The following is a 17,147-nucleotide window of genomic DNA, read 5'->3' on the forward strand; positions in this document are numbered from 1 at the left end:
CTGCTGAGTTTATGTGCAATGCATTCATTTTTTTAATGCATTGTTTGCCATTTGCCAGAATTTAAGAAACCATTCGCTCCGTATTTCAGTACCCCTCAAAAATAATAACCGGCAACAAGTCGGGAAACAGCAAACACAACCGAGGAATTATGGCAGAGAAAAAACCGGAGCTTCAGCGTGGGCTGGAAGCTCGACATATTGAACTGATCGCGCTGGGCGGGACTATCGGCGTTGGCCTGTTTATGGGCTCGGCAAGCACGCTGAAGTGGGCGGGGCCTTCCGTCCTGCTGGCGTATATTATTGCCGGGCTGTTCGTCTTCTTCATCATGCGCTCAATGGGCGAAATGCTGTTCCTGGAGCCGGTGACGGGCTCTTTCGCCGTTTACGCCCACCGTTATATGAGCCCGTTCTTTGGCTATCTCACGGCCTGGTCGTACTGGTTTATGTGGATGGCCGTGGGGATTTCGGAGATCACCGCCATCGGGGTCTATGTGCAGTTTTGGTTCCCGGAGATGGCCCAGTGGATACCCGCGCTTATTGCCGTAGGGCTGGTGGCGCTGGCGAACCTTGCCGCCGTTCGTCTTTACGGCGAAATCGAGTTCTGGTTTGCGATGATCAAAGTCACCACCATTATCGTGATGATTGTCGTTGGCCTCGGGGTCATCTTCTTTGGCTTCGGTAACGGCGGGCACGCCATCGGTTTTGGTAACCTGACCGAGCACGGCGGCTTCTTTGCGGGCGGCTGGAAGGGCTTCCTGACGGCGCTCTGTATCGTGGTGGCATCCTATCAGGGCGTAGAGCTAATCGGGATCACCGCAGGTGAAGCGAAAAACCCGCAGGTGACGCTGCGTAGCGCGGTAGGCAAGGTGCTGTGGCGTATCCTGATCTTCTACGTGGGCGCCATCTTCGTTATCGTGACCATTTTTCCGTGGAACGAAATTGGCACGACCGGCAGCCCATTTGTCTTAACCTTTGCAAAGATTGGCATCACGGCGGCGGCCGCGATTATCAACTTTGTGGTGCTGACGGCGGCGCTTTCCGGCTGTAACAGTGGGATGTACAGCTGCGGACGCATGCTTTACGCGCTTTCGCAAAACAAACAGCTGCCGGCAGTGATGGGCAAAGTCTCCCGCGTGGGTGTCCCCGTGGCGGGCGTGGCGGTATCAATTGTCATTCTGCTGATCGGCTCTTGCCTGAACTACATCATCCCCAATCCGCAGCGCGTGTTCGTTTACGTCTACAGCGCCAGCGTGCTGCCGGGGATGGTGCCGTGGTTTGTGATTCTGATCAGCCAGCTGCGTTTTCGTCAGGCGCACAGGCAGGCGATTGCCAGCCATCCGTTCCGCTCCATTTTGTTCCCGTATGCAAACTATTTGACGATGGCGTTCCTGATTTGCGTATTAATTGGAATGTACTTTAATGAAGATACCCGCATGTCGCTGTTTGTCGGGATGATCTTCCTGGCCGCCGTGACGGCTGCCTATAAGCTTTTTGGCCTGGGTCGCCGCGGCTCCGCCCATAAAGTGGAGGAATAAGCGGCAAAATGTGCAAACCATAACCAAACGCGCATTTTTTTCAAAAAAGCACTAGACAGCGGGGACGGAGGTACGTAATATCCAGCCCCGCAACGGCGCTAAGCGCCCGTAGCTCAGCTGGATAGAGCGCTGCCCTCCGGAGGCAGAGGTCTCAGGTTCGAATCCTGTCGGGCGCGCCATTTTAGTCCCGGCGCTAGAGCTGCGGTGGTCTGAGAAGTAGTCAGAACCGCGTGAAAGAATACAGTGGTGGCTATAGCTCAGTTGGTAGAGCCCTGGATTGTGATTCCAGTTGTCGTGGGTTCGAATCCCATTAGCCACCCCATTATTGAAAGAGTTGTGAATTGCGAAGGTGGCGGAATTGGTAGACGCGCTAGCTTCAGGTGTTAGTGTTCTTACGGACGTGGGGGTTCAAGTCCCCCCCCTCGCACCACGACTTTTAATGAATTGAACTAAAAATTCAAAAAAGCAGTACATCGGCGAGTAGCGCAGCTTGGTAGCGCAACTGGTTTGGGACCAGTGGGTCGGAGGTTCGAATCCTCTCTCGCCGACCAATTTTGAACCCCGCTTAGGCGGGGTTTTTTGTTTTCTGCGTTTTTTCATCCTGTAGTCATCCCCCGACAACACCCTGCATCCTTGTCGCGATTCGGCGACACATAACTAATTGATATTAAATAAATTATTATTTTATCACTTTAACCGTCTCCTGCTGACGACAGATCATCGCCCTTAACGCGATGTTGTACGGCGTAAGGTGGTTCTTAACAGCATAATTTCCTTTTATCTTAAAATGTTGCGTGATGTAAAAGTTCTGTGTGTAAACCTGGCACAATACATGCAATAATACAGGGGTAGATGCTCATTCCATCTCTTATGCTCGCCTCAGGGCCTCATAAACTCAGGAATGACGCAGAGCCGTTTACGGTGCTTATCGTCCACTGACAGATGTCGCTTCGGCCTCATCAAACACCATGGACACAACGTTGAGTGAAGCACCACATATGTTGTCTTACAGACCTGTTTTAGCGCCTGCTTTTATAGCAGGCGTTTTTTTATGTCTAAAAAAAGGAGGCCATCTGGCCTCCTTGTGAATTACTGCTGCGTTCCGTTGTTCTGTAGCGTCAGCAGTAGTCCATCACGTCGCATGGCTGCGGCCTCTTCCGGCTTGTGCTGCTTGTCCAGCGAATCAGCAAGCCAGGCGTAGTCAAATGCGTCCGGGCGTTGCTTTAGCGCCGCGCGGAAGGCGAGGCTCGCCTCCTGCCACTCGCCGTGCTTCATCAGTGACTGGCCCAGCGTACTCCACAGCAGCGGACGATCGCCGACGGTTTTGATCTGCTGGCGCAATACTTTTTCGATCTGCTCAGGATTATTGGTCTTCAGGCGCGGGATCACCATTACCAGGCGGTCATCATACTGCCGCTTGAGACCGTCGAGGAGGATCTCCTGCGCGGTGTCATGGTCGTCACACTCAATCAGATGTTCGGCCATCGCCACCTGGAGAGGGACCTGCTGGCGCGTTTTACGGCTCTGGTTTTTCCACCAGGCCTTCAGTCCGTCGCTGCCAAGATCGGCACGCGCCTGATCCATCAGGCCAATCCACGCCAGACGCTGAAGTTCATCACGGTGTTCATCATCGCCCACGTCGGCTTTCGCCATGGAAGGGATAATGTCCAGCAGCGATCCCCACGCACCGGTCCGGATGTATGCCTGTTCAGCAAGTCGCAGCACTTCCGGATGACGAGGCGTAATTTCCAGCAGGCGGTCAACGCCGTGGCGTGCCGCATGGTTTTCATTCCGTGCCAGTTGCAGACGAACGCGGGTGATCTCAACCGGAATCGGATCCTTAGTAGACAGCTCAGAGGCGCGTTCAAGATGCTGATTGGCGCGGGCCTCATCGCCTCGCTGCTGTGCCGCCTCAGCGGCCAGCAGATAGTTCACGACCGGCTGTTCTGCATGGTCGGCATTTTTCGACATCAGCTTTTCAACCTGCTGATAATCGCCTTCAGCCAGCTTCAGCAGCGCCTGCTCGGTCTGCTTACGGGCGCGACGGCGTTTACGGCCAACGAACCAGCCGCGGGTATGCGCGCCGGTACGGAAAATACGACGCAGGATCCACTCCACGGCCAGCAGAACGACCACACCCAGGATCAGGATAATCACCAGTCCGGTCACGCTGGTTTCGATGTTGTAGTTATCGGTCTGGATCAGTACGTAACCCTGATGACCCGCGAGCATCGGCCCCAGCACAATCCCGGCGATCAGCAGGATGAAGAGTAAGAAGACTTTTAGCATCATTACTCTCCTTGCGGCGCGCGTTCAGGCGCTGGCGCTGCGGCAGGTGCTTCAGCCGGGCGCTCTGCCGGAACGCCTGGTTGGGCCAGCAGGTTACGCACGCGCGTCTGCATGATCTTCTCCAGAATCGGCTGGCTTTCCAGTTTGTCCGGCACGTTCATGGTGATGTTTTGCTGGCTCAGCTTGTCGATATCCTCAAGGAACGCGGTCGTGGTTGCGTCATTGGTATCGTAGTAAGCGCGGACCCAGGTGGATACGTTATCCAGAGCCTGTTTGTAGGTCTCTTCCTGATGACGCGGTACGGCCTGAGCAGCCACCAGCAGGCGGGAGCGAATGTTTTCGCGCAGATAGACGTCCTGGTTCGGTGCCAGCAGCGGCACGGCAGTTTCATCGCGGCGGCGAACGGTAATGAAGCTGTCCATAAAGTTCTGCCAGCTCTTTTGCAGGTTGATACGCCACTCGCTCAGGGAGCTGGACAGCTCGGTGCCGTCGGAATCCATTGGAGAGTCGTCGTCGTTGTTGTCGGCCAGCTGAAGGTTATCAATCTGGTTCGAAAGCTGATTCACCTTAAGAATGATACCGTCGTAATCGACCTGAGAAACCGCAGACAGGCTGGCGATATCTTCCGTAATGGCGCGGCGTGCGCCGATCAGGCTCGGATCGTTCATGTCGGCCAGGCTTGCGTCGGCGCTTTTCAGCAGCGCGGCGGCGGTGGTGACATCCTGATCGCTCCAGAGCTTACGTCCGGCCAGCTTCACCAGAAAATCGGCCTGTGAAAGCAGCCAGGTTTTGGCATCGGTCCCGGAAATCGTGGCGACTTTTTCCTGCACTTCGCTCAGCTGTTTGGTCAACGCTTCACGCTTGCTGTTCGCGTCGGCGAGGGCGGCAGCCTGCTGCTTAATCACGCCTTCCAGCTCGGCTTTTTGCGTCTCCTGCGCTTTTTGCAGGGCGGTGATTTGGTTAACCAGCGCGTCGTGGGTAGCCGTCTGGTTGGTGCCCTGTTTCTTCACCAGCCCGTAAAGTCCCACGCCTGCGGCCAGCGCAATCGCGATGGCAATCACGCTCAGCGTAAGGCTGGTTTTGTTGCTGCCGTTTTTCTTCTCAACGGTTTTGTCTGTCGTCTCTGGCTGTGACGTGGTGTCCACAGTCTCCCTGGTCTCTTCAACCACGGCGGAGGATTTTTCGTGTTCCGTCATTATGGCTTCCCATTTGAGAGTTATTGTAATGCGCGCAGCAGCGCATCGTTGTCGGCGTTATCAGCGATCCGAATATCCTGCCAGCCCAGTTCCCGGGCATGGTTCGCCAGACGCTCGCTGACGACCAGAAGCCGACAGCGGAGTAACCAGTTTTCGCGATACCAAAGCGGGATCAGCGACCAAAGCTGTTGTAACATTTCACCGCTGGTGACCACCAGCGTATTAATGCCGCGCGCGTGCCAGCGCATTGCTTCTTCCGCGCCATCGTAATGTTTCACACAGCGCTGATAGCACTCCACAAACGTCACGTCTGCACCGCGTTTCCGCAACGTTTCACCCAGCAGTTCGCGGCCACCGTTGCCGCGCAAAATGAGCGCACGCTTTCCGGCAATGGTTTGTAATTCAGGTAATTGTAGCAAGACTTCGCTGATTTCCCGATCTAACGGGTAACGAACGTCAATTCCGCTGGCGGTGTGTAAGGCCAGCGCGGTGGTGCGCCCGATGGCAAAATAGCGGGGTGTGCGGGGCCAGCTAACCCCCTGCTGTTGCAGCTGCGCATGGGCAAACTCAACGGCATGCTGCGACAGGGCAAAGAGCAGATCGCCTTCCTGCAAGGCACGCATCTGGTCAGCGAGCGTAGACAGCTCGCGACCGGGGGAGAATTCAATCAGCGGAAAACTCCAGGCCACCTGCCCCAGTGCGCGCAGACGGCTCACTAACTGCTCTCCTGCGGGAGAAGGGCGGGTGACAAGAATACTCATGCAGGGGGTTCTCCGTTATAGACCTCGGCCAGAATTTCACGCGCGCCGTTATTCAGCAGCTCTTCCGCCAGCGATACGCCAAGCGCTTCGGCATCCTGCGGCCTGCCGCGACGTTCACCGCGAACCATCTGCGAGCCATCCGGCGCGCCGACCAGCGCACGCAACCACAGTTCACCGTCGGTTAATTCAGCATAGCTGCCAATGGGCACCTGACAGCCGCCTTCGAGACGAGTATTCATCGCACGCTCGGCTTTTACGCGAATGGCGGTGTCGTCATGATTCAGCGGCGCGAGCAGGGCCTGGGTGCGCGCATCATCCAGACGGCATTCAATGCCGACTGCACCCTGACCGACGGCGGGCAGCGACAGCTCCGGCGGCAACGCCACGCGAATGCGTTCCTCCAGCCCCAGGCGTTTCAGGCCCGCAACCGCAAGAATAATGGCATCGTAGTCGCCGTTATCCAACTTGCTAAGGCGCGTGCCGACGTTACCGCGCAGCGAACGAATCACCAGATCCGGGCGACGCTCCGCCAGCTGACACTGGCGGCGTAAACTTGACGTGCCGACCACGCTGCCCTCTGGCAACGCGTCGAGCGACGCATAGCGGTTAGAGACAAACGCATCGCGCGGATCCTCGCGCTCGCAGATGGTCACCAGCCCCAGCTCTTCGGGGAACTCAACGGGCACGTCTTTCATCGAATGCACGGCGATATCGGCGCGGTTCTCAAGCAATGCCAGTTCCAGCTCTTTGACAAACAGGCCCTTGCCGCCCACTTTCGCCAGGGGCGTATCGAGGATTACGTCACCGCGCGTGACCATTGGCACCAGCTCAACGCGTAATCCGGTGTGGCAGGCTCCCAGGCGCTGCTTAACATAATGTGCCTGCCAGAGCGCAAGGGGACTTTGGCGTGTGGCAATTCTCAAAACATTGTCTAACATGCTTGTTACCGTCATTATCAATCGCTAACCATCCTAACATTGTTGACACTCGGATGGCAGTTTTACGGTTGATGAAGCGCGAGAGGGACAGGGCGGCGTACGCGTCAGCCAACGCCGTATTCAGGAATTTACACGTACAGAACGGTGCTACACTTGTATGTAGCGCATCTTTCTTTACGGTCAACCGGCAAGGTGTTAAATTGATCACGTTTTAGACCATTTTTTCGTCTGTACCACCAGAAAAGCAAAAGGCGAAAGAAGGGTAACGGTTATTTTTTGAAATACTGCGGGTCCGCTGCTTTTGTTTTGACTGGCGTGCGACACCCGGAAACATCAGGCGATACGTCTTGTACCTCTATATTGAGACTCTGAAACAGAGACTGGATGCCATCAATCAATTGCGCGTGGATCGCGCGCTTGCTGCCATGGGCCCTGCTTTCCAGCAGGTATACAGTCTACTGCCGACATTGTTGCACTATCACCATCCGCTAATGCCGGGTTACCTTGATGGTAACGTTCCCCAGGGCATTTGCCTCTTCACGCCTGATGAAACCCAACAGCATTACCTGACCGAACTCGAGCTTTACCGTGGTATGCCGCCGCAGGATTCGCCGAAAGGCGAGCTGCCGATTACCGGGGTTTACTCCATGGGCAGCACCTCATCGGTTGGGCAAAGCTGTTCTTCTGACCTGGATATCTGGGTCTGCCATCAGTCCTGGCTCGACAATGAAGAGCGCCAGCTGTTGCAGCGTAAATGCAGCCTGCTGGAGAGCTGGGCGGCGTCGCTCGGCGTGGAAGTGAGTTTCTTCCTGATTGATGAAAACCGTTTCCGCCATAACGAAAGCGGCAGTCTGGGTGGTGAAGACTGCGGCTCGACTCAGCACATTCTGCTGCTGGATGAGTTTTACCGTACCGCCGTTCGCCTGGCCGGGAAACGTATTCTGTGGAATATGGTGCCGTGCGATGAAGAAGAGAATTATGACGACTACGTCATGTCGCTTTACTCGCAGGGCGTTCTGACGCCAAACGAGTGGCTGGATCTGGGCGGCCTGAGCTCCCTGTCCGCCGAAGAGTACTTTGGCGCAAGCCTCTGGCAGCTCTATAAGAGCATTGATTCACCGTATAAAGCGGTGCTGAAAACCCTGCTGCTGGAAGCCTACTCCTGGGAATACCCTACGCCGCGTCTGCTGGCGAAAGACATTAAGCAGCGTCTGCACGACGGGGAGATCGTCTCCTACGGGCTTGATGCCTACTGCATGATGCTCGAACGCGTCACCGAATACCTGACGGCCATTGATGACACCACGCGTCTTGACCTGGTGCGTCGATGTTTCTATCTCAAAGTCTGTGAAAAACTGAGCCGTGAGCGCGCTTGCGTTGGCTGGCGTCGTGAAGTGGTCAGCCAGTTAGTCAAAGAGTGGGGATGGGACGAAGCGCGTCTCGCCATGCTCGACAACCGCGCCAACTGGAAGATCGATCAGGTGCGCGAGGCGCACAACGAACTGCTTGATGCGATGATGCAGAGCTACCGCAACCTGATCCGCTTTGCCCGCCGTAACAACCTTAGCGTTTCTGCCAGCCCACAGGATATCGGGGTGTTAACCCGTAAGCTATACGCCGCGTTTGAAGCGTTGCCGGGCAAGGTTACGCTGGTTAACCCACAGATTTCGCCTGACCTGTCTGAGCCGAATCTGACCTTTATCTACGTGCCGCCGGGCCGTGCAAACCGCACCGGGTGGTATCTGTACAACCGTGCGCCAAGCATGGATTCAATCATCAGCCATCAGCCGCTGGAATATAACCGCTACCTGAACAAGCTGGTGGCCTGGGCCTGGTTTAACGGCCTCCTCACCTCACGCACCCGGTTGTTTATCAAGGGCAACGAGGTAGTCGATTTAGCCAAGTTGCAGGAGATGGTGGCGGACGTCTCGCACCACTTCCCGCTGCGCCTGCCTGCGCCGACGCCAAAAGCGCTCTACAGCCCGTGTGAGATCCGCCATCTGGCGATCATCGTCAACCTGGAATACGACCCGACGGCGGCCTTCCGCAATCAGGTGGTCCACTTTGACTTCCGCAAGCTGGACGTCTTTAGCTTCGGCGAGCAGCAAAACTGCCTGGTGGGCAGCGTGGATCTGCTGTACCGCAACTCGTGGAACGAAGTGCGAACCCTGCACTTCAACGGCGAGCAGGCGATGATCGAAGCGCTGAAAACCATTCTCGGCAAGATGCACCAGGACGCCGCGCCGCCGGACAGCGTGGAAGTGTTCTGCTACAGCCAGCATCTGCGCGGCCTGATTCGTACCCGCGTGCAGCAGCTGGTGTCTGAGTGCATTGAACTGCGCCTCTCCAGCACCCGCCAGGAAACCGGGCGCTTTAAAGCGCTGCGCGTCTCCGGCCAGACCTGGGGCCTGTTCTTTGAGCGCCTGAACGTGTCGGTGCAGAAGCTGGAAAACGCCATTGAATTCTACGGCGCGATTTCGCACAACAAGCTGCATGGCCTGTCGGTTCAGGTGGAAACTAACCACGTTAAGCTGCCACAGGTGGTGGATGGCTTTGCCAGTGAAGGGATCATTCAGTTCTTCTTTGAAGAGTCGGGCGATAACGCCGGGTTTAATATCTACATTCTGGATGAAACCAACCGCGCCGAGGTGTATCACCACTGTGAAGGCAGTAAAGAGGAGCTGGTGCGCGACGTCAGCCGCTTCTATTCGTCCTCGCACGATCGCTTTACCTACGGCTCAAGCTTTATCAACTTCAACCTGCCGCAGTTCTACCAGATTGTGAACGTAGATGGCCGGGCGCAGGTGATCCCGTTCCGTACGCAGGCAATTACCCCTGCGGCGCCTGCGAATCAGGATACCGCACCGCTGTTGCAGCAGTATTTCTCCTGAGCCTTTTCGCCGGGCGGCGCTTACGCTTACCCGGCCTACGGTCCGAGCCGTTGTAGGCCCGGTAAGGCGCAGCCGCCACCGGGCAACAAAACTACCTGAAACTCACGTCCTCGCCCGCCTGCGCGGTTGCAGCCTGTTCCAGCAGATCCCAGAACGTTTCGCCGCTGCGATCGCATACCCACTCGTCACCTTTCAGGTCAAAGTGATAACCGCCCTGTTTAGCCGCCAGCCACACCTGGTGAAGCGGCTCCTGACGGTTAATAATAATTTTGCTGCCGTTTTCGAAGCTTAAGGTCAGGATCCCGCCGTTGATTTCACAATCGATATCGCTGTCGCCGTCCCAGTCGTCGATACGCTCTTCGATGGTCATCCACAGGGTATCGGCGAGGCGATGAAATTCACTGTCGTTCATGGTTTTATTCCTGTTTTTCGTGATGGCGGCAGTATAACGCTAAATAATTCCCGTTGCAGGAAAGCGGCAAACTCTTGCTTTTGTGTCTTCTCCTGCGATGATAGAAACAGATTTGAACTTACGGGCAACCTCTACATGAAAAACGTCTTTCGAACGCTTGCCGTTCTTGTCACTCTGTTTAGCCTGACCGGCTGTGGACTGAAGGGACCACTTTACTTCCCGCCAGAGGATAAAAACGCACCACCGCCGACAAAACCGGTGCAAAGTGGTATCGAGTCATCTACGCCGGATACCAACGATCGCGGCAATAACGGTGGCCCGACTCAGGTCAATCTCTGACGATTACGTTCTGTACCCGCGCAATGGAGCAAATGATGCAGTTCTCTAAAATGCATGGCCTTGGCAACGACTTTATGGTCGTCGACGCGGTAACGCAGAATGTCTTTTTCTCCCCGGAACTGATCCGTCGTCTGGCGGATCGACACGTGGGCGTGGGGTTTGACCAGCTGCTGGTGGTGGAGCCTCCTTACGATCCTGACCTGGACTTTCACTACCGCATTTTTAACGCCGACGGCAGCGAAGTGTCCCAGTGCGGCAATGGCGCGCGCTGTTTTGCCCGCTTTGTTCGGCTAAAAGGGCTCACCAACAAGCGCGATATCCGCGTCAGCACCGCCAACGGTCGGATGGTGCTCAGTGTCACCGACGACGAACTGGTGCGCGTGAACATGGGCGAGCCAAACTTCGAGCCCTCTGCCGTGCCGTTTCGCGCAAACAAAGCGGAAAAGACCTATATTATGCGCGCCGCCGAGCAGACAGTATTGTGCGGCGTTGTCTCAATGGGTAACCCGCACTGCGTGATTCAGGTGGATGATGTGCAAACCGCCGCGGTCGAAACGCTCGGCCCGGTACTGGAAAGCCACGAGCGCTTCCCGGAGCGGGCGAACATCGGTTTCATGCAGGTGGTGAAGCGTGAACATATTCGCCTGCGGGTTTACGAGCGCGGCGCGGGGGAAACCCAGGCCTGCGGAAGCGGTGCCTGTGCGGCGGTGGCCGTGGGTATCTCGCAGGGGTTACTGGCAGAAGAGGTTCGCGTGGAATTACCGGGCGGGCGTCTTGATATCGCCTGGAAAGGAGCGGGTCATCCACTGTACATGACTGGCCCGGCGACACATGTTTATGACGGGTTTATCCATCTATGAAGCAACCAGGGGAAGAACTGCGGGAACCCTTAACGGAGCTGGACGACAGCGCCGTTGTGGATTACCTGCTGCACAATCCTGAGTTTTTTATCCGCAATGCACGCGTCGTCGAACGGATGCGCGTGCCGCATCCGGTTCGCGAGACCGTGTCGCTGGTTGAATGGCACATGGCGCGCTCGCGCAATCACATCCATCAGCTCGAAGAGAACATGACGCTGCTGATGGAGCAGGCCAGCAATAACGAAAGCCTGTTCCACCGTCTTCTGCACCTCCAGGCGCGCCTGGCGTCTGCGCACAGTCTCGAAGAGTTTCTCAACCGTTTCCACCGCTGGGCGCGCGAGCTGGGGTTGGCAGGCGCAACGATTCGTCTGTTCCCTGACCGCTGGCGCATTGGCGCGCCGTCCGGGTTTACCCATCTGGCGCTTAGCCGTCAGGCGTTTGAGCCGCTGCGCATTCAGCGTCTGGGCCATGAGCACCACTATCTGGGGCCGCTTAACGGACCAGAGCTGCTGGTGGTGCTGCCGGAAGCCAAAGCTATTGGCTCGGTGGCGATGTCGCTGATGGGACGTGAGGGTGACCTGGGCGTGGTGTTATTTACCAGCCGCGATGCGCATCATTATGAGCAGGGGCAGGGCACGCAGCTGCTACAGGAAATCGCCCTGATGCTGCCTGAGCTGCTGGAGCGCTGGATTGAGCGCGTATGACGGACGCTCTGCTCGCCACTGACGTCTCGCGCTTTCTGCGCTACCTGGGCGTAGAGCGCCAGCTTAGCCCCATTACGCTGCTCAACTATCAGCGTCAGCTTGATGCCATCATGCAGATTGCCGATGAAATCGGCCTGAAAAGCTGGCAACAATGTGACGCCGCCACGGTACGCGGATTCGTCGTGCGTAGCCGTAAAAAAAACTTAAGCCCGGCGAGCCTGGCGCTCCGGCTCTCTGCCCTGCGCAGCTTTTTCGACTGGCTGGTTAGCCAGGGCAAGCTGAAAGCTAACCCGGCAAAAGGGATCGCCACGCCAAAAGCCCCACGGCATCTGCCGAAAAATATCGACGTCGACGACGTAAATCGCCTGCTGGATATCGATCTTAACGATCCGCTCGCCGTGCGCGACCGCGCGATGCTGGAGGTGATGTACGGTGCCGGGCTGCGTCTGTCCGAGCTGGTCAATCTCGATATAAAACATCTCGACCTGGAAACGGGCGAAGTGTGGGTGATGGGCAAGGGCAGCAAAGAGCGCCGCCTGCCGATTGGCCGCAACGCCGTCTCCTGGATTGAGCACTGGCTGGATCTGCGCGGGCTGTTTGGCGCCGAAGAAGATGCGCTGTTTTTGTCGAAGCTTGGCAAGCGGATCTCCGCGCGTAACGTGCAGAAACGCTTTGCGGAGTGGGGCATCAAGCAGGGGCTGAACAGCCACGTGCATCCGCACAAGCTGCGCCACTCCTTTGCGACGCACATGCTGGAATCAAGCGGCGACCTGCGCAGCGTGCAGGAGCTGCTCGGCCACGCGAATCTGTCGACCACCCAAATCTATACCCATTTAGACTTCCAACACCTTGCCTCGGTGTATGACGCGGCGCATCCACGCGCCAAACGGGGGAAATAATGCGTTTTTACCGCCCACTCGGCCAGATATCAGCCCTGACGTTTGACCTTGATGACACTCTTTACGATAACCGTCCGGTGATCCTGCGTACCGAGCAGGAGTCGCTGGCGTTTGTGCAGAACTACCATCCTGCGCTGAAAGCGATGCAGAACAAAGACTTCCAGCAGCTGCGTCAGTCCCTGCGGGAAACCGAACCGGAGATTTACCACGACGTGACCGAATGGCGTCGCCGGGCGGTTGAGCAGGCGATGCTCAACGCCGGCCTGAGCGCGCAGGATGCGGCCACGGGTGCCGAAGCGGCCATGGAAAACTTCGCCAAATGGCGCAGCCGCATCGATGTGCCGCAGGAGACGCACGACACGCTGGCGAAACTGGCCAGTAAGTGGCCGCTGGTGGCCATCACCAACGGCAACGCTCAGCCCGAGCTGTTCGGCTTAGGTGACTATTTTCAGTTCGTGCTGCGCGCGGGTCCGCACGGGCGCTCGAAGCCGTTTAACGATATGTATCACCTGGCGGCGGAAAAACTGGATTTGCCGCTCGGCGAAATCCTGCACGTGGGCGATGACCTGACCACGGACGTTGCCGGGGCGATCCGCTGCGGTATGCAGGCCTGCTGGATCAAGCCGGAAAACGCCGATCTGATGGCCACCCTGGACAGCCGTCTTCTGCCGCACGTGGAAATTTCACGGTTGGCATCCCTCACGACGCTGATATAATCATCAATTGTTCTGTATAAATTAACAGGGTTTTGGCGAATGGAAACATTTGCCTGCCCGACATGACGTGACGGTGCCAATGGACGTTTCTTACCTGCTCGACTGCCTTAATGATAAACAACGTGATGCGGTTGCCGCCTCGCGTACAAACCTGCTGGTACTGGCTGGAGCGGGCAGTGGTAAGACGCGCGTGCTGGTTCACCGTATCGCCTGGCTCCAGAGCGTGGAGAACTGCTCGCCGTATTCGATTATGGCCGTGACGTTTACCAACAAGGCGGCGGCAGAGATGCGCCACCGTATCGCACAGCTGATGGGCACCAGCCAGGGCGGCATGTGGGTTGGCACCTTCCACGGCCTGGCGCACCGTCTGCTGCGCGCGCACCATATGGACGCCAACCTGCCGCAGGATTTCCAGATCCTCGACAGCGAAGATCAGCTGCGCCTGCTGAAGCGCCTGATCAAGGCGATGAACCTCGACGAGAAGCAGTGGCCTCCGCGTCAGGCGATGTGGTACATCAACGGTCAGAAAGACGAAGGGCTGCGTCCGCACCATATCCAGAGCTTCGGCAACCCGGTCGAGCAAACCTGGCAGAACGTCTACAAGGCCTATCAGGAAGCGTGCGACCGCGCTGGCCTGGTGGATTTCGCCGAGCTGCTGCTGCGCGCCCACGAGCTGTGGCTCAACAAACCGCATATCCTGCAACACTACCGTGAACGCTTCACCAACATCCTGGTGGACGAATTCCAGGATACCAACAACATCCAGTACGCGTGGATCCGCCTGCTGGCCGGTGATACCGGCAAGGTGATGATCGTAGGCGATGACGACCAGTCTATCTACGGCTGGCGCGGCGCGCAGGTAGAGAACATCCAGCGTTTCCTCAACGATTTCCCCGGCGCGCAAACCATCCGTCTGGAGCAGAACTACCGCTCAACCAGCAATATTCTGAGCGCGGCCAACGCCCTGATTGAGAACAACAACGGGCGCCTGGGTAAAAAGCTGTGGACCGACGGCGTCGACGGCGAACCTATTTCGATTTACTGCGCCTTCAACGAACTCGACGAAGCGCGCTTCGTGGTGAACCGCATTAAAACCTGGCAGGACAACGGCGGCGCGCTGGAGCAGTGCGCCATTCTCTATCGCAGCAACGCTCAGTCGCGCGTGCTGGAAGAGGCGCTGTTGCAGGTGAGCATGCCGTACCGTATTTATGGCGGTATGCGCTTCTTCGAACGTCAGGAGATCAAAGATGCGCTCTCGTATCTGCGTCTGATCGCCAACCGCAACGACGACGCGGCGTTTGAGCGCGTGGTGAACACGCCGACGCGCGGCATCGGCGATCGCACGCTGGACGTGGTGCGCCAGGCCTCGCGCGATCGTCAGCTTACGTTGTGGCAGGCGTGCCGCGAGCTGTTGCAGGAAAAAGCCCTCGCCGGACGCGCCGCCAGCGCGTTGCAGCGCTTCCTGGAGTTAATTGACGCGCTGGCGCAGGAAACCGCCGACATGCCGCTGCACGTACAGACCGACCGGGTGATCAAAGATTCCGGCCTGCGCACCATGTACGAGCAGGAAAAAGGCGAAAAGGGGCAGACCCGTATAGAGAACTTAGAGGAACTGGTCACGGCAACGCGCCAGTTCAGCTACAACGAAGAAGACGAAGATCTGATGCCGTTGCAGGCATTTCTCTCCCACGCCGCGCTGGAGGCGGGGGAAGGGCAGGCCGATACCTGGCAGGATGCGGTTCAGCTGATGACCCTGCACTCCGCCAAAGGTCTGGAGTTCCCGCAGGTATTTATCGTCGGGATGGAAGAAGGCATGTTCCCGAGCCAGATGTCGCTGGATGAAGGCGGACGTCTGGAAGAAGAACGTCGTCTGGCCTACGTGGGCGTGACCCGTGCGATGCAGAAGCTGACCCTGACCTATGCGGAAACCCGCCGCCTGTATGGGAAAGAGGTGTATCACCGTCCGTCGCGCTTCATCGGCGAGCTGCCCGAAGAGTGTGTGGAAGAGGTGCGCCTGCGCGCCAGCATCAGCCGTCCGGTCAGCCATCAGCGTATGGGGTCGCCGATCTCTGAAACCGACACCGGGTACAAGCTGGGCCAGCGCGTGCGCCATGCTAAATTTGGCGAAGGCACCATCGTCAACCTGGAAGGCAGCGGCGAGCACAGCCGTTTGCAGGTGGCGTTTCAGGGGCAGGGGATCAAATGGCTGGTGGCAGCCTATGCCAGGCTGGAAAGTGTGTAACTACCAGAAAAATATCACTATTTTGTAATAATCTGCTAGCCTTATACGTTGAAGGTCAATTAATGCCCTTCAGCGTTCCGTTGCGTGTTGACGCCACAGTTATTGCTGGCGTAACATGCGCGCACGATTACGCTAAGAGGACATTCGCCTTGGACACACCCAGTAGATACTGGCTCAATTCCCTGTCATCCAGGAACAACTCCTAAGGCTATCTCCTCTTGCTGATGGCCTTAGTGGTTGTCAGCGACTGCATTTTTCCCGTCGCGCTGAGTCAGGCTGTTTAATGGTCTGAAACCCAATTTGTTTCTGTGTGCCCACCGAACTGTCCGATATTTTTTGCATTGGGAGTCCCGGTCATGTTGAGCGCATTTCAACTCGAAAATAACCGACTGACTCGGCTTGAAGCCGAAGAGTCACAGCCCCTCATTGATGCCGTATGGGTGGATCTGGTCGAGCCGGACGACGATGAACGCCTTCGCGTACAATCTGAACTGGGGCAAAGCCTGGCGACACGCCCGGAACTGGAAGACATCGAAGCGTCCGCCCGTTTTTTTGAAGACGAAGACGGCCTGCACATTCACTCTTTCTTCTTTTTTGAAGATGCCGAAGACCACGCGGGGAACTCTACCGTGGCGTTCACCATCCGCGATGGCCGCCTGTTCACCCTGCGCGAGCGCGAACTGCCGGCGTTTCGTCTCTACCGCATGCGCGCCCGCAGCCAGGCGATGATGGACGGAAACGCCTATGAGCTGCTGCTGGATCTGTTCGAAACCAAAATCGAACAGCTGGCGGATGAAATCGAAAACATCTACAGCGACCTGGAAAAGCTGAGCCGCGTGATCATGGAAGGCCATCAGGGCGATGAGTACGACGAAGCGTTGTCCACGCTGGCAGAGCTGGAAGATATCGGCTGGAAGGTGCGTTTGTGTCTGATGGATACCCAGCGCGCGCTGAACTTCCTGGTGCGCAAGGCGCGTCTGCCGGGCGGTCAGCTGGAGCAGGCGCGTGAGATTTTACGCGATATCGAATCCCTGCTGCCGCACAACGAATCCCTGTTCCAGAAGGTCAACTTCCTGATGCAGGCGGCGATGGGCTTTATCAACATCGAGCAGAACCGCATCATCAAGATCTTCTCGGTGGTCTCCGTGGTGTTCCTGCCGCCGACGCTGGTGGCGTCCAGCTACGGGATGAACTTTGAGTTTATGCCGGAGCTGAAGTGGAGCTTTGGTTACCCGGGGGCGATTATCTTTATGATCCTCGCCGGGCTGGCGCCGTATCTGTACTTTAAGCGGAAGAACTGGCTTTGAGAATTCGCCCGGTGGCGCTACGCTTTCCGGGCCTACAGATCTTGTAGGCCGGATAGGC

General features: G+C 57.1%; 15 protein-coding genes and 4 tRNA genes. 14 read left to right on the plus strand and 5 right to left on the minus strand.

The window, feature by feature from the left end:
- Positions 1-149 precede the first annotated feature (149 nt).
- The 5 genes from thrP (at position 150) to A3466_RS20815 (ending at position 2,086) form a co-directional block, all read left to right on the plus strand.
- A complete protein-coding gene (gene thrP, locus A3466_RS20795; protein WP_063452166.1) occupies positions 150-1,535 on the plus strand; it encodes a bifunctional threonine/serine APC transporter ThrP in 1,386 nt (461 codons plus the stop codon).
- Positions 1,536-1,637: 102 nt separating this feature from the next.
- Positions 1,638-1,714, plus strand: a tRNA-Arg gene (locus tag A3466_RS20800).
- Positions 1,715-1,781: 67 nt separating this feature from the next.
- Positions 1,782-1,857 (plus strand) — tRNA-His (locus A3466_RS20805).
- A 21-nt stretch (positions 1,858-1,878) separates the two neighbouring features.
- Positions 1,879-1,965, plus strand: a tRNA-Leu gene (locus A3466_RS20810).
- Positions 1,966-2,009: 44 nt separating this feature from the next.
- A tRNA-Pro gene (locus tag A3466_RS20815) sits at positions 2,010-2,086 on the plus strand.
- Positions 2,087-2,624: 538 nt separating this feature from the next.
- On the opposite strand, the gene hemY is transcribed toward A3466_RS20815, so the two are convergent.
- The 4 genes from hemY to hemC are packed head-to-tail and all read right to left on the minus strand — an operon-like array spanning position 2,625 to position 6,719.
- Positions 2,625-3,824 (minus strand): protoheme IX biogenesis protein HemY, encoded by a 1,200-nt coding sequence (gene hemY / locus A3466_RS20820; protein ID WP_063452167.1) that lies wholly within the window; start codon positions 3,822-3,824, stop codon positions 2,625-2,627.
- Positions 3,825-3,826: 2 nt separating this feature from the next.
- Positions 3,827-5,020, minus strand: a complete 1,194-nt coding sequence (hemX, locus tag A3466_RS20825) for a uroporphyrinogen-III C-methyltransferase (protein WP_063452168.1) — start codon at positions 5,018-5,020, stop codon at positions 3,827-3,829.
- Positions 5,021-5,040: 20 nt separating this feature from the next.
- Positions 5,041-5,781, minus strand: coding sequence for a uroporphyrinogen-III synthase (hemD, locus tag A3466_RS20830; RefSeq protein ID WP_063452169.1), 741 nt, complete (start codon positions 5,779-5,781; stop codon positions 5,041-5,043).
- Complete coding sequence (gene hemC, locus A3466_RS20835; RefSeq protein WP_063452170.1) at positions 5,778-6,719, minus strand: hydroxymethylbilane synthase; 942 nt, start codon at positions 6,717-6,719, stop codon at positions 5,778-5,780. The genes hemD and hemC overlap by 4 nt, the downstream gene beginning before the upstream one ends.
- A gap of 347 nt (positions 6,720-7,066) precedes the next feature.
- On the opposite strand from hemC, the gene cyaA reads away from it, so the two are divergent.
- Positions 7,067-9,610 (plus strand): class I adenylate cyclase, encoded by a 2,544-nt coding sequence (cyaA, locus tag A3466_RS20840; protein WP_063452171.1) that lies wholly within the window; start codon positions 7,067-7,069, stop codon positions 9,608-9,610.
- A gap of 91 nt (positions 9,611-9,701) precedes the next feature.
- Here cyaA and cyaY read toward each other — a convergent pair whose 3' ends face one another.
- On the minus strand, positions 9,702-10,022 hold the full coding sequence (cyaY, locus tag A3466_RS20845; RefSeq protein WP_003860816.1) for an iron donor protein CyaY: 321 nt from the start codon (positions 10,020-10,022) through the stop codon (positions 9,702-9,704).
- 135 nt (positions 10,023-10,157) lie between these two features.
- Here cyaY and lptM point away from each other — a divergent pair, with 135 nt between their 5' ends.
- From lptM to corA, 8 genes are all read left to right on the plus strand, one after another.
- The gene (gene lptM / locus A3466_RS20850) at positions 10,158-10,361 is read left to right on the plus strand and encodes an LPS translocon maturation chaperone LptM (RefSeq protein WP_006812373.1); all 204 of its coding nucleotides are present in this window, start codon (positions 10,158-10,160) and stop codon (positions 10,359-10,361) included.
- A 35-nt stretch (positions 10,362-10,396) separates the two neighbouring features.
- Positions 10,397-11,221 (plus strand): diaminopimelate epimerase, encoded by an 825-nt coding sequence (dapF, locus tag A3466_RS20855; RefSeq protein ID WP_022646661.1) that lies wholly within the window; start codon positions 10,397-10,399, stop codon positions 11,219-11,221.
- Positions 11,218-11,925 (plus strand): DUF484 domain-containing protein, encoded by a 708-nt coding sequence (locus A3466_RS20860; protein ID WP_063452172.1) that lies wholly within the window; start codon positions 11,218-11,220, stop codon positions 11,923-11,925. The genes dapF and A3466_RS20860 overlap by 4 nt, the downstream gene beginning before the upstream one ends.
- Positions 11,922-12,824, plus strand: a complete 903-nt coding sequence (gene xerC, locus A3466_RS20865) for a tyrosine recombinase XerC (RefSeq protein ID WP_063452173.1) — start codon at positions 11,922-11,924, stop codon at positions 12,822-12,824. Before A3466_RS20860 ends, xerC begins: the two co-directional genes overlap by 4 nt.
- Positions 12,824-13,540, plus strand: a complete 717-nt coding sequence (gene yigB / locus A3466_RS20870) for a 5-amino-6-(5-phospho-D-ribitylamino)uracil phosphatase YigB (RefSeq protein ID WP_063452174.1) — start codon at positions 12,824-12,826, stop codon at positions 13,538-13,540. Before xerC ends, yigB begins: the two co-directional genes overlap by 1 nt.
- A gap of 79 nt (positions 13,541-13,619) precedes the next feature.
- Positions 13,620-15,782 (plus strand): DNA helicase II, encoded by a 2,163-nt coding sequence (gene uvrD / locus A3466_RS20875; RefSeq protein ID WP_063452175.1) that lies wholly within the window; start codon positions 13,620-13,622, stop codon positions 15,780-15,782.
- Between the two features lie 149 nt (positions 15,783-15,931).
- Entirely contained in the window at positions 15,932-15,988 is a 57-nt protein-coding gene (gene ysgD / locus A3466_RS23755) for a YsgD/CorL family protein (protein WP_212743980.1), read from the plus strand.
- 150 nt (positions 15,989-16,138) lie between these two features.
- Complete coding sequence (corA, locus tag A3466_RS20880; RefSeq protein ID WP_003860807.1) at positions 16,139-17,089, plus strand: magnesium/cobalt transporter CorA; 951 nt, start codon at positions 16,139-16,141, stop codon at positions 17,087-17,089.
- Positions 17,090-17,147: the final 58 nt, after the last annotated feature.

This window comes from Enterobacter genomosp. S (genome assembly GCF_001631805.1).
Lineage (GTDB): Bacteria > Pseudomonadota > Gammaproteobacteria > Enterobacterales > Enterobacteriaceae > Enterobacter > Enterobacter quasihormaechei.